General features: G+C 66.0%; 12 protein-coding genes and 1 pseudogene. 5 read left to right on the top strand and 8 right to left on the bottom strand.

The window, feature by feature from the left end:
* Nucleotides 1-230 (bottom strand): annotated as a pseudogene (locus tag VL129_RS13765) (murein hydrolase activator EnvC family protein); the annotation flags it as partial.
* 104 nt (nucleotides 231-334) lie between these two features.
* Nucleotides 335-1,867 carry a 2,3-bisphosphoglycerate-independent phosphoglycerate mutase gene (gpmI, locus tag VL129_RS13760; protein ID WP_325413624.1) on the bottom strand — a complete coding sequence of 511 codons (1,533 nt, stop codon included), beginning with the start codon at nucleotides 1,865-1,867 and terminating at the stop codon, nucleotides 335-337.
* 145 nt (nucleotides 1,868-2,012) lie between these two features.
* Here gpmI and VL129_RS13755 point away from each other — a divergent pair, with 145 nt between their 5' ends.
* Genes VL129_RS13755 through secB form a run of 3 tightly spaced genes read left to right on the top strand, consistent with a single transcriptional unit; the run spans nucleotide 2,013 to nucleotide 3,163 of the window.
* Nucleotides 2,013-2,426, top strand: coding sequence for a rhodanese-like domain-containing protein (locus VL129_RS13755; protein WP_325413621.1), 414 nt, complete (start codon nucleotides 2,013-2,015; stop codon nucleotides 2,424-2,426).
* A gap of 1 nt (nucleotide 2,427) precedes the next feature.
* The gene (grxC, locus tag VL129_RS13750; protein WP_325413618.1) at nucleotides 2,428-2,688 is read left to right on the top strand and encodes a glutaredoxin 3; all 261 of its coding nucleotides are present in this window, start codon (nucleotides 2,428-2,430) and stop codon (nucleotides 2,686-2,688) included.
* Complete coding sequence (secB, locus tag VL129_RS13745) at nucleotides 2,636-3,163, top strand: protein-export chaperone SecB (RefSeq protein ID WP_325413616.1); 528 nt, start codon at nucleotides 2,636-2,638, stop codon at nucleotides 3,161-3,163. The genes grxC and secB overlap by 53 nt, the downstream gene beginning before the upstream one ends.
* Nucleotides 3,164-3,351: 188 nt before the next feature.
* Here the strand turns inward: secB and VL129_RS13740 are convergent, their stop codons facing one another.
* On the bottom strand, nucleotides 3,352-3,846 hold the full coding sequence (locus VL129_RS13740) for a tRNA (cytidine(34)-2'-O)-methyltransferase (protein WP_325413614.1): 495 nt from the start codon (nucleotides 3,844-3,846) through the stop codon (nucleotides 3,352-3,354).
* Here VL129_RS13740 and VL129_RS13735 point away from each other — a divergent pair.
* Nucleotides 3,845-4,294 (top strand): hypothetical protein, encoded by a 450-nt coding sequence (locus tag VL129_RS13735; protein ID WP_325413612.1) that lies wholly within the window; start codon nucleotides 3,845-3,847, stop codon nucleotides 4,292-4,294. The genes VL129_RS13740 and VL129_RS13735 overlap by 2 nt on opposite strands.
* A gap of 502 nt (nucleotides 4,295-4,796) precedes the next feature.
* Here the strand turns inward: VL129_RS13735 and ntrC are convergent.
* The 5 genes from ntrC to glnA all read right to left on the bottom strand — a co-directional run bounded on the left by ntrC (nucleotide 4,797) and on the right by glnA (nucleotide 10,277).
* The gene (gene ntrC / locus VL129_RS13730) at nucleotides 4,797-6,233 is read right to left on the bottom strand and encodes a nitrogen regulation protein NR(I) (RefSeq protein WP_325413610.1); all 1,437 of its coding nucleotides are present in this window, start codon (nucleotides 6,231-6,233) and stop codon (nucleotides 4,797-4,799) included.
* Complete coding sequence (glnL, locus tag VL129_RS13725) at nucleotides 6,230-7,312, bottom strand: nitrogen regulation protein NR(II) (protein WP_325413609.1); 1,083 nt, start codon at nucleotides 7,310-7,312, stop codon at nucleotides 6,230-6,232. Before glnL ends, ntrC begins: the two co-directional genes overlap by 4 nt.
* Before the next feature lie 154 nt (nucleotides 7,313-7,466).
* Entirely contained in the window at nucleotides 7,467-8,051 is a 585-nt protein-coding gene (locus tag VL129_RS13720) for a DUF4124 domain-containing protein (protein WP_325413608.1), read from the bottom strand.
* Nucleotides 8,051-8,596: a DUF4124 domain-containing protein gene (locus tag VL129_RS13715; RefSeq protein WP_325413606.1), complete on the bottom strand. Its 546-nt coding sequence runs from the start codon at nucleotides 8,594-8,596 to the stop codon at nucleotides 8,051-8,053. The genes VL129_RS13720 and VL129_RS13715 overlap by 1 nt, the downstream gene beginning before the upstream one ends.
* Nucleotides 8,597-8,873: 277 nt before the next feature.
* Nucleotides 8,874-10,277 (bottom strand): glutamate--ammonia ligase, encoded by a 1,404-nt coding sequence (gene glnA / locus VL129_RS13710; RefSeq protein ID WP_027590616.1) that lies wholly within the window; start codon nucleotides 10,275-10,277, stop codon nucleotides 8,874-8,876.
* Between the two features lie 338 nt (nucleotides 10,278-10,615).
* Here glnA and thiI point away from each other — a divergent pair, with 338 nt between their 5' ends.
* Nucleotides 10,616-12,073, top strand: a complete 1,458-nt coding sequence (gene thiI / locus VL129_RS13705) for a tRNA uracil 4-sulfurtransferase ThiI (RefSeq protein WP_325413603.1) — start codon at nucleotides 10,616-10,618, stop codon at nucleotides 12,071-12,073.
* The last annotated feature ends 147 nt before the right edge of the window (nucleotides 12,074-12,220 follow it).

The raw sequence follows: 12,220 nt of genomic DNA, 5'->3' as shown, positions 1-12,220 counted from the left end.
TCGCGGCGCAGGTCGCGGATCTGCTTCTCCAGCTCGCCCGCCTCGGTTTCCGTCTGGCGCAGCTGCTGCTGTACCTGGGATTTTTCCCGCTGCAGCCGCTCGAGCATCTGCTTCAGCTCCAGCACTTCCTTGCGGGCAGCTTCCAGCTGTTGCTCGGTCTGCGCCTTGGAGTCGGCGCCAGCCGGCAGGGCCAGGCAGGTCAGGACAGTGAGGAGAAGGGCTCGGAACATGGAGGACAGGGCACCTGGAACTGGGGGCGTCAAGTATGCCTGCAAACGCAGCCTGAACGGCAAGCCGGCGATGGGCCGAGGGGTTGCCCCCTCGGCCTTCCAGCTTAGTGCAGTTCGATGATGCTGGTGCCGGTCATTTCCTTCGGCTGCGGCAGGCCCAGCAGCTTCAGCATGGTCGGCGCCACGTCGGCGAGCACGCCGCCTGCGCGGATGCTGACGTTGCGCTTGCCGACATAGATGAAGGGCACCGGCTCGCAGGTGTGCGCGGTGTGCGCCTGACCGGTGACCTCGTCTTCCATCTGCTCGACGTTGCCGTGGTCGGCGGTGATCAGCGCTTCGCCGCCGACCTTGTCCAGCGCGGCGACGATGCGGCCCATGCACTCATCCAGGCATTCCACGGCCTTGACCGCCGCCTCGAACACGCCGGTGTGGCCGACCATGTCGCCGTTGGCGTAGTTGACGATGATCACGTCGTAGCGCTGGTTTTCGATGGCGTCGACGATCCGGTCGGTGACTTCCGGCGCGCTCATCTGCGGCTGCAGGTCGTAGGTGGCGACGTTCGGCGAGGGAATCAGGATGCGTTCCTCGCCCGGGAAGGGTTCCTCGCGGCCGCCGGAGAAGAAGAAGGTCACGTGGGCGTACTTCTCGGTCTCGGCGATGCGCAGCTGGGTCTTGCCGTTGTTGGCCAGGTATTCACCCAGCACGTTGGTCAGCGGCTCCGGCGCGAAGGCGCTGGGGGCGTCGATGCTGGCGGCGTACTGGGTGAGCATCACGTAGCCGGCCAGTTGCGGCACGCGGGTGCGGGCGAAGCCGGCAAAGTCCTTTTCGACGAAGGCGCGGGTCAGCTCGCGGGCGCGGTCGGCTCGGAAGTTCATGAACACCACGGCGTCGCCGTCTTCGACGCGCACCGGTGCGCCAATCACGGTGGCCTTGACGAACTCGTCGCTCTCCTCGCGGGCGTAGGCGGCTTCCAGGCCGGCCACGGCGTTGTCGGCCTGGAACTGGCCCTGGCCGTCGACGATCAGGTGGTAGGCCTGCTCCACGCGGTCCCAGCGATTGTCGCGGTCCATGGCGAAGTAACGGCCGATCAGGCTGGCGATGCGGCCCTTGCCCAGACGCGCGAAGGTGGCATCAAGCAGCTCGATGGACGACTGCGCGCTGCGCGGCGGGGTGTCGCGACCGTCGAGGAAGGCGTGCAGGTAGATGTGCTGGGCACCACGACGGGCGGCCAGCTCGACCATGGCGACCAGGTGGTCCTGGTGGCTGTGCACGCCGCCGTCGGAGAGCAGGCCCATGATGTGCACCGCCTTGCCGGCGGCCACCGCCTGGTCCACGGCGGCGCAGATGGCCGGGTTCTCGAAGAACTCGCCATCGCGGATCGCCTTGGTGACCCGGGTGAAGTCCTGGTACACCACACGGCCGGCGCCGAGGTTCATGTGGCCGACCTCGGAGTTGCCCATCTGCCCGTCCGGCAGACCCACGTCCATGCCCGAGCCGGAGATCAGGCCATGCGGCTGGGTGGCGCGCAGGCGGTCGTAGACCGGCGTGCTGGCCGCGTGGATGGCGTTGTACTCGGGGCGATCGCTGTGGCCGAAGCCATCCAGAATCATCAGGACCAGGGGTTTGGGCGTAGGCATGGGTCGACTCGCTCGGCGGCTGCAAGTGGATGCGAAGGGCGGGGATTCTAAGCGCTGTAGCGCGCTGCGTCACGGCAGGGTCAGGGTGCCGCCGGATCAGGGCCCTGTGTATACTGCCGGCATTTTACCGTCCGGGAACCTGTAGATGCTTGCGCAGCTGATTGAATTCGTCTCTAACCACTATGTATTGAGCACCCTGCTGGTCGTGCTGCTGATCCTGTTCGCCTTCAACGAGCTGAACAAGGGCGGCCGCAGCCTCAGCAACCGCGAGCTGACCTCGCTGGTCAACAGCGACCAGGGCCTGGTGCTGGATATCCGCGCCAAGAAGGACTTCGATGCCGGCCATATCGTCGGTGCCGTGCACATCCCCTACGACAAGCTCGCCGCCCGCATGGTCGAACTGGAAAAGCACAAGGACAAGACCCTCATCGTCGTCTGCGCCATGGGCCAGACGGCCGGCCCGGCCTGTGCCCAGCTGAAGAACGCCGGTTTCACCGTCGCCAAGCTGGCCGGCGGCATGGGCAGCTGGCGTGGCGACAACCTGCCCGTGGTGAAGTGACATGAACGATGTGGTGATCTATACCACCGCCTGGTGCCCCTACTGCATCCGCGCCAAGCTGCTGCTGGAGCGCAAGGGCGTGGCCTACAAGGAGATCGCCGTGGACGGCAACCCGAGCCTGCGTGCGGAAATGGCTGCCAAGGCCGGGCGCACCTCGGTGCCGCAGATCTGGATCGGCGAGCAGCACGTGGGTGGTTGCGACGATCTTCATGCGCTGGAGCGCGCCGGGCGTCTGGACGCGCTGCTCGCCAAACCTCAATGACAACAAGGCTCAGCCAATGACCGAACAAGCAACTCCGCAGTTTTCCCTGCAGCGCATCTACGTCAAGGACCTGTCCTTCGAAGCCCCGAAAAGCCCGGAAATCTTCCGTCAGGATTGGAATCCGAGCGTCCAGCTGGACCTCAACACCCGCACCAAGACCCTGGACAACGACTTCCATGAAGTGGTGCTGACCCTCTCGGTGACCGTCAAGACCGGTGAGGAAACGGCGTTCATCGCCGAAGTGCAGCAGGGCGGGATCTTCCTGATCAAGGGCCTGGACGCGCCGTCCATGAGCCACACCCTGGGCGCCTTCTGCCCGAACATCCTGTTCCCCTACGCCCGCGAGGCGCTGGACAGCCTGGTGACCCGCGGCTCGTTCCCGGCACTGATGCTGGCGCCGGTGAACTTCGATGCGCTGTATGCGCAGGAAATGGCACGGGTCAACGCCGAAGCGCAGAACGTTACGCAGCAGTAAGCGGTTTGCTCATGAAGAAAGCGCCTGCGGGCGCTTTTTTCGTTTGCGGGCGTGCGAACCCTTGTGGGGCCGGCTTTACGCCGGCCAGCGGGGCCGAATCCCGCGCTGCGGAGTCGTGCCCGCCTCCGTCGGCCGGGATAAACCCGGCCCTACAGGTTTGCCCGGTGCCGGCCCTCTCAACCCGCACCTTATTCCCCGCCGGCGAAGCCCTGCTGGCGCCAGGCCTCGTAGACCGCCACCGCCACCGTATTGGAAAGGTTCAGGCTGCGGCAGCCGGGGCGCATGGGCAGGCGCACGCGTTGCTCGGCTGGCACGGCATTGCGAATCTCGTCCGGCAAGCCTCGACTCTCCGGGCCGAACAGGAAGGCATCGCCGGGTCGGTACTGCACCTCGTGGAACGGCTGCGAGCCCTTGGTGGTGAAGGCGTAGATGCGCGGCGCATCCGGGCTGGCAGGGACGCCCAGCGTCAGCCCCAGGCTGTCCAGGCAGCTGTGCAGATCAGGGTGGCGCTGGAGCGTGGCGAACTCGTGGTAGTCCAGGCCGGCGCGGCGCAGACGCTTGTCGTCGGTGTCGAAACCCAGGGGCTCGATCAGATGCAGGTGGCTGCCGCTGTTGGCGCACAGCCTGATAATGTTGCCGGTGTTGGGTGGAATCTCCGGCTGGAACAGGATGACGTGGAACATGCAGGACTCGGGACGCGAGGAAGGTGCGCATTCTAGCGCCGATGTGGATCCGCGGCGGCGGGTCTGGCCGCGCTTTCTGCTCGGCCTGGCGGCCACCGGACTGCTGGTCGGTCTGATGCTCGGCAAATGGCTGAATCCGGGACCGGTCTATCTGCTCGAAGTGCGCGAGGCGCCGGGCGCGCTGGTGCTCTGGTTCGATCGCGAGCCGCTGGCGCCGCGCCTGGAAACCCTGGACGGCGCGCTGCTGGTGCGCCTGGACGATGCCCAGGGCAACGCCCAGGCGGGACGGCTGGCGCTGGATCAGGGTGAGGTTCGCTGGCGGCTGCGCGCGGCGGATTCCGCGCTGCTGCTGTCCTTCGTCGCCACCCGGCCCTTGCGGGCCGAATGGCGGGGCGAGGCGAAAGGCGGCCAGTGGCGCCTGGAGCTGCGTCTCGCCGTTGCGGAATAAAAGGGGGAGTCCCGGCCTGCCTGGTACCGAGGTCCCCAGAAACTGACGCAGGATATTAAGCAGAGACTGTGCCAGTTTCGTTACAGGCTGGAATCGGCGCGGGGATGCGCGAATGGCGCGGGGTTGATGGCTCAGGAGAAATGGCTCCGCACGCTTTGGGTGCAGGGCTCGGGGATTGGCGCACTGCTGTAGACCTGGCCTGGCACCCCGCACCTGGGTGGCGTGCCTACCCGCGTCGGCCGGGATAAACCCGGCCCTACAAGTTCCCCAGGCCGTTGGATCGTAACCGAGCCCGTGTGGGGCCGGCTTTACGCCGGCCAGCGAGGCTTGTATCCCGCACCTGGGTGTCGTGCCTACCCGCGTCGGCCGGGATAAACCCGGCCCTACAGGGATCCGGCGGGGCATCCGTAGGAGCGGCTTTAGCCGCGATGCTTTTCGCAGGCCGCAGCCAAGAGCTCGCGGCTGAAGCCGCTCCTACAAGAGCAGGCGAGGCGAGCGAGGCTTAGGCCTCGTCCGCGTCGTCCTCGTCGCCGCCGGCGACGTTCATGCCCAGTTCCTTGATCTTGCGCGTCAGGGTATTGCGGCCCCAGCCCAGCAGCAGCGCGGCGTCGCGGCGGCGGCCGGCGGTGTGCTTGAGGGCGGTCTCGATCATGACGCGTTCGAATGCCGGTACGGCGAGATCCAGCAGGTTGCTCTGGCCGCGCGCCAGGGACTGGTCGGCCCACAGGCGCAGGCCCTGCTCCCAGTTGCCCACCGGCTGCGTTTCCTGGTTCTGGCTGAGCAGCTCCGGTGGCAGCTCGTCGACATGCACCTCGCGCCCGGAAGCCATCACGGTGATCCAGCGGCAGGTGTTCTCCAGCTGGCGCACGTTGCCCGGCCAGGGCAGGTTGCTCAGGTATTCCTCGGTGTCCGGCTTGAGCAGCTTGGGCTCCACGGACAGCTCGCGGGCGGCGCGCGCCAGGAAATGCCGGGCCAGCGCCGGAATGTCCTCGCGGCGGTCGGCCAGGCGCGGGATATGGATGCGGATGACGTTCAGGCGGTGGAACAGGTCCTCGCGGAACTTGCCTTCGCGCACCAGGGTTTCCAGGTCCTGGTGGGTGGCGGCGATGATGCGTACGTCCACCTTCACCGGCGTGTGCCCGCCAACCCGGTAGAACTCGCCGTCGGCCAGCACGCGCAACAGGCGGGTCTGGGTGTCGGCGGGCATGTCGCCGATCTCGTCGAGGAACAGCGTGCCGCCGTCGGCTTGCTCGAAGCGGCCGCGGCGCTGGTTGGCCGCGCCGGTGAAAGCGCCCTTCTCGTGGCCGAACAGCTCGGATTCCATCAGGTCCTTGGGAATTGCCGCCATGTTCAGGGCGATGAATGGCGAATGCGCGCGCGGGCTGTGCCGGTGCAGGGCGTGGGCGACCAGTTCCTTGCCGGTGCCCGACTCGCCGTTGATCAGTACAGTGATGTTGGACTGCGACAGGCGACCGATGGCGCGGAACACCTCCTGCATCGCCGGCGCCTCGCCGATGATTTCCGGTGTGTGCGGTGCGGCGACCGGCGCGCTCTGTTCCTGCTGCTCCCGGGTGTGCAGGCTGGCGCGCTTGACCAGCGATACCGCCTCGTCGACATCGAACGGCTTGGGCAGGTATTCGAAGGCGCCGCCCTGATAGGACGCCACCGCGCTGTCGAGGTCGGAGTGGGCGGTCATCACGATCACCGGCAGGCGCGGATGCTGCTCGCGGATCTGCGCGAGCATTTCCAGACCGCTGGTGCCGGGCATGCGGATATCGGAAATGATCACGTCCGGCTGCTGACGGCTCAGCCGGCCGAGCAGGCTGTCGGCGCTGTCGAAGCTCTGCGTGGTCAGGCCACCCTGTTGCAGGGCCTTTTCCAGCACCCAGCGGATGGAGCGGTCGTCGTCGACGATCCAGACGGTTTCGCTTTGGCTCATGTGAAGGCTGCTCCTTGTTCCAGCGGCAGGCTGATGGAGAACACGGTGTGGCCGGGCTGGCTCTCGCATTCCACCAGGCCCTGATGCTGGCTGATGATGTTCTGGGCGATGGCCAGGCCCAGGCCGGTGCCGTCCGGACGGCCGCTGACCATGGGGTAGAAGATGGTTTCCTGCAGCTCGGACGGAATGCCCGGGCCGTTGTCGATGATCTCGATGCGCACCGCCAGGCGATGGCGCTGATGACCGATGGTGAACTGGCGCAGGGCGCGGCTGCGCAGGATGATTTGCGGCGCTTCCTGGGTGCGACTTTCCATGAGCGCCTGCAGGGCATTGCGGGCGATGTTGAGCACCGCCTGGATCATCTGCTCCTGATCGATCAGCACCTCGGGAATGCTCGGGTCGTAATCGCGCAGCAGCGGCACGCGGCCCTGGCTTTCCGCCTCGATCAGGCTGGCGACGCGCTCCAGCACCTCATGGATGTTGCCCTGTGTCAGCTGCGGCAGCTTGTTGGAGCCGAGCATGCGATCCACCAGGTTCCGCAGTCGGTCGGCTTCCTCGATGATCACGTTGGTGTAATCGCGCAGCGCCTCGTCGGGCAGCTCGCGGGCCAGCAACTGCGCGGCGCCGCGAATGCCGCCCAGCGGGTTCTTGATCTCGTGCGCCAGGCCGCGCACCAGCAGGCGGGTGGTTTCCAGCTGCGATTGCTGGGCCTCCTCCTTGGTGATGCGCAGCAGGCGATCACGCGGGTGCACCTCAACCAGCAACCGGTTGCGGCCGTGCTCGACGATGGGCGTCACCGCGTAGTCGACGACCAGTGGGTGGCCGCTCAGGGCAATCAGCGTGGCCTCGCGCTTGGTGAACGGGTGCGCCTGCTCGACCGCCTGGCGCAGGGCGGCCAATGCCTCCGGCGATTCGGTGAACAGCTCGCTGATGAACTGCCCGTGGCTGCGCTGGCCGCTGACGGCCAGCAGCATTTCGGCGGCGGGGTTCATGTACTCCAGGCACAGCCGTTCGTCCAACAGCAGCGTGGCAGTGTTCAGGTTGTCGAGCAGCAGCCGGTGAGGGGCGTCGTTGGGCATGGCGAATCGTTTTCTCGGTCGAGGCCTCGGGAAAATGCAAGAAGCAAACCAGCAGGCCCGAAAAAGGGCATAAATGCGTGTTCGGGTGGCATTCAGCGCCCTTTTGCGGACCGTCTCACATTTCATGATGCACCTTAATGGTGCGTGGCGCGCGCTATTGGTGCGCAGGAAGCTGGCGGGGCTGGCACTCAGGGCGCTGGCGGTGCTCGGCGGTTGCCTCGCAGGGCTGCCGCCGGCGCTTGTGAATCAGCGAGGGGCGCTGGATGTGCACTACCTGCTCGGCGCTGCCGGCCAGCACCCGGCCAGTGGCGTCGACGATCTGCACCGCCAGGCGATGACTGCCACGATCCAGGTTGTGCAGCTGCAGGCCGGCGGGCCAGGCCTGTCCGTCGAGCAGCAGCCGATAGCTGTGGCCGGGCAGCAGCGCCGGTTCGCTGCTCGCCTCGACGCGCAGATCACCGGTTGGGTCGGGATGCCCGGCATCCGCAGCGGGGAACAGGATCGCTACCTGCTGATAAGGCGAGCGCTGCTCCGTGCGTGCCGCTGCGGGATCGGACGGAATCGCGAGGGTGACAGTTGCCGGCATGCGGTTGATCGGGTTCTGGATGAGCGGCTGTGCACCCTCGTGGGGCGCGCGGTCGCTGAACATCGGCGTGCCGCTGGCGTCGCGATAGCTGTAAACCTCGGCTTGGGCGATTGCAGGCAAGGTCAGCAGCAGCCAGCCCAGGCACTGGCGCATCAGGGTGCAGGCCGCGCCGGGCCGGGCCGCGCTGGGCTGTTCACGCTGATGCGCTGCACCGTGACGGTCTGCGCATCGCTCTGCTGGATCGGCTGGCCGGCGGCATCCAGCACCTGCACCACCAGGCTGTAGGTGCCCCGGTCGGCCTGGCGCACCGGCAGGGACGCGCCCTGGGTGGTCGGCCCGTGCGGCTGGCCGTCCAGCAGCAGGCGCAGGCTGTGCCCGGTGGCCAGCGGCGGCTCCACGGCGACCTGCACGTCGAAGCTGCCATTGTTGGCGCGCAGGGCCTCGTCGTCCGGCAGGTTGATGATCTCCAGGCGGGCATAGCGGCTGACGGGCATGGGCGTCGTCGGCGCATCGGCGGGGTTGGATGGCGTGGGCGGGGCAATGCGGTTGATGGGGGGCTGCTCGATGCGTTCGGCGGGGCGTCGCTCGGGTGGCTGGTCGGTGAACACCGGGCGGCCCTGGTCATCGGTGTAACGGTAGATCTCGGCACTGGCGGTTGCGGTCAGCAGGCCGAGCAGGCAGGCGGTGAACAGGCGCATGGGGCATCTCCGACGGACTCGCGACAAGCCTTGCACCGGCCCGGGGGGCTGGCAAGCACGCCAGGCGCGGAATGTGCCGGGGATCAGCAAGTCTGCTGCGAACGTCGGGCGGTCAGCACCTTTCGGGCCGCGGTCGGCTGCACGGGCATGGTGGACAAGAACGGCGTTGTCCGCCTACGCCTCGTGCGCTCTTTATCGCGGCTGAAGCCGCTCCTACAAAAAAAGCAGGCACAAAAAACCCCCGCCGAGGCGGGGGTTCGTTTTGCCGGGGAGGCGATCAGACGCTGTAGTACAGGTCGTATTCCAGCGGGTGCACGAAGGTGCGCACCTTGATCTCTTCCTCGGACTTCAGCTCGATGTAGGCATCGATGAAGTCGTCGGAGAACACGCCGCCCTTGGTCAGGAAGGCGCGGCCCTTGTCCAGCTCTTCCAGGGCTTCCTTCAGGCTGCCGCACACCTGCGGGATCTGCTTGGATTCTTCCGGCGGCAGGTCATACAGGTTCTTGTCGGCGGCGTCGCCGGGGTGGATCTTGTTCTGGATGCCGTCCAGGCCGGCCATCAGCAGGGCGGCGAAGCACAGGTAGGGGTTGGCCGCCGGGTCCGGGAAGCGCGCCTCGATGCGGCGGGCCTTCGGGCTGGTGACGTACGGGATACGGATGGAAGCGGAACGGTTGCGGGCCGAGTAGGCCAGCATGACCGGGGCTTCGAAGCCCGGGACCAGACGCTTGTAGGAGTTGGTCGACGGGTTGGTGAAGCCGTTCAGGGCCTTGCCGTGCTTGATGATGCCGCCGATGAAGTACAGGGCGGTCTCGGACAGGCCGGCATAGCCTTCGCCCGCGAAGGTGTTCTTGCCATCCTTGGAGATGGACATGTGCACGTGCATGCCGGAGCCGTTGTCGCCATACAGGGGCTTGGGCATGAAGGTCACGGTCTTGCCGTAGGCATCGGCGACGTTGTGCACGCAGTACTTCAGGGTCTGCACTTCGTCAGCCTTGGCGACCAGGGTGTTGAACTTCACGCCGATTTCGTTCTGACCGGCAGTGGCCACTTCGTGGTGGTGCACCTCGACGACCAGGCCCATTTCTTCCAGGGCGTTGCACATGGCGGTACGGATTTCGTGGTCGTGGTCGACCGGCGGTACCGGGAAGTAGCCGCCCTTCACGCCCGGACGGTGGCCCTTGTTGCCGCCTTCGATGTCGGCGTCGGTGTTCCAGGAAGCCTGCTCGGAGAAGATCTTGAACATCGAGCCGGAGATGTCGGACTTGAACTTCACTTCGTCGAAGATGAAGAACTCGGGCTCCGGACCGACGAACACGGTGTCGCCGATGCCGGTGGACTTCAGGTATTCCTCGGCGCGGCGGGCGATGGCGCGCGGGTCGCGATCGTAGCTCTGCATGGTGCTCGGCTCGATGATGTCGCAGACCAGGATTAGGGTCGGCTCTTCGGTGAACGGGTCGAGCACGGCGGTGCTGTCGTCGGGCAGGAGGATCATGTCCGAGGCTTCGATGCCCTTCCAGCCGGCAACGGAGGAGCCGTCGAACATCTTGCCATGCTCGAAGAAGTCGTCGTCCGCATCGCGGGCCGGCATGGTCAGGTGCTGCTGCTTGCCTTTGGTATCGGTGAAGCGAAGGTCAATCCACTTCACATCATGTTCTTTGATCAGTTGAAGCGACTTCGACATGGTGTCCTCCAGGGGAATCGATCTGGGGGTTCGCCAACCAGGCTGACGCCCCAGGGGATAGGTGATGCCGGGGCGGGATCATCCGTCAGGGCAACCTGCCTCACAAGGGAGCAATTAGTGTGCCAGTGCACCTGAATGCACCGGGGGTCGTGCGTGGTGCGGCTTTGATGAAAGTTACGGCGGCGGCGGCGGATAACGCAGGCACCATAATGGTGCGTTTCGCTCGGTCCGGAAGCAATTTGGTGCGCGCGCGGTCTGTGCAAATTGCTGGTCAATAGGTGAGCGATTTCCGGTATACTCCGCGCCCTTCTTTTCGGCCCCCCCGCCAGCGTTCCTCAATGAAACTCATCGTCAAGCCCTTCGCGGAAATCACCATCAAGAGCCGTCCGGTGCGCAAGCAGTTCATCCGGCAACTGGCGAAGAACATCCGCGCGGTGCTCAAGGACCTGGACCCGGAGCTGCGCGTCGAGGGCGAGTGGGACAACCTGGACGTGATCACCACCGTGCAGGAACGCCGGGTGCTCAACGAGATGTTCGAGCGCCTGCGCAACCTGCCGGGCATCGCGCATTTCCTGGAAGTCCACGAATACCCTTATGTGGATTTCGACGACGTCTTCGAGAAGTGCCGCGAGCACTACGGCGACCAGCTGCCGGGCAAGCAGTTCGCGGTGCGCTGCAAGCGCGCCGGCAACACCCACGACTTCACCTCGGTCGAGCTGGCCAGCCACGTCGGCAGCCGCCTGCGTCGTGAATGCGGGGCGTCCGGCATCGACCTGAAGCACCCCGAGGTCGAGGTGCGCTTCGAGGTGCGCTACGACCGCCTGCTGATCATTCATGCGCAGCATGAAGGCCTGGGCGGTTACCCGCTGGGCTCGGTGGAGCAGGTGGTGGTGCTGATGTCCGGCGGCTTCGATTCCACCGTGGCCGCCTACCAGATGATGCGCCGCGGCATGCTCAGCCACTTCTGCTTCTTCAACCTCGGCGGCCGCGCCCACGAGCTGGGGGTGATGGAAGTCGCCCACTACCTGTGGGAGAAATTCGGCCGTTCGCACCGCGTGCTGTTCGTCAGCGTGCCGTTCGAGGAAGTGGTCGGCGAGATCCTCGGCAAGGTCGACAACAGTCAGATGGGCGTGGTGCTCAAGCGCATGATGCTGCGCGCCGCCAGCCAGGTGGCCGAGAACCTGCACATCGATGCGCTGGTGACCGGCGAGGCGATTTCCCAGGTCTCCAGCCAGACGCTGCCCAACCTCTCGGTGATCGACGCGGTGACCGATACCCTGGTGCTGCGCCCGCTGATCGCCGCCCACAAGCAGGACATCATCGACACCGCCACGCGCATCGGCACCGCCGAGTTCGCCAAGCACATGCCCGAATACTGCGGCGTGATCTCGGTGAACCCCACCACGCGCGCCAAGCGTGACCGCGTGGAGTACGAAGAAAGTCATTTCGACATGGCGATCCTCGAGCGGGCCATCGAGCGCGCCCGTTTCGTGGCCATCGACAAGGTCATCGACGAACTCGGCCAGGACGTGCCGGTGGAAGAAGTCCGCGAGGCGCTGCCCGGCCAGATCGTGCTGGACATCCGCCATCCGGACGCCGCCGAGGACGAACCCCTGCAATTGCCGGGCGTCGAAGTCAGGGCCATGCCGTTCTATGCCATCAACAGCCAGTTCAAGAATCTCGACGCCAATCGCCAGTACCTGTTGTATTGCGATCGCGGCGTGATGAGCCGCCTGCATGCCCACCACCTGCTCAGTGAGGGGCATGCCAATGTGCGCGTTTACCGTCCGGCCTAAGCAGCCGGGCCTGCTCGGTGGCAGTATTCGCCACCGCCCTCCCGACCTGTCCTGAACTCTGTTGATCTGGCCTCTGCTCATGTCGAGCGGAGGGAACGCCTTCAGACGGCGGGCCGCCTGCCCCGACGTTTATATCGAGATAGAACC

Source organism: Pseudomonas sp. (assembly GCF_035497915.1).
Taxonomy (GTDB): Bacteria; Pseudomonadota; Gammaproteobacteria; order Pseudomonadales; family Pseudomonadaceae; genus Serpens.
The sequence above is the reverse complement of the archived record's forward strand: the minus strand, read 5'-3'. Positions and strand labels throughout refer to the sequence as shown.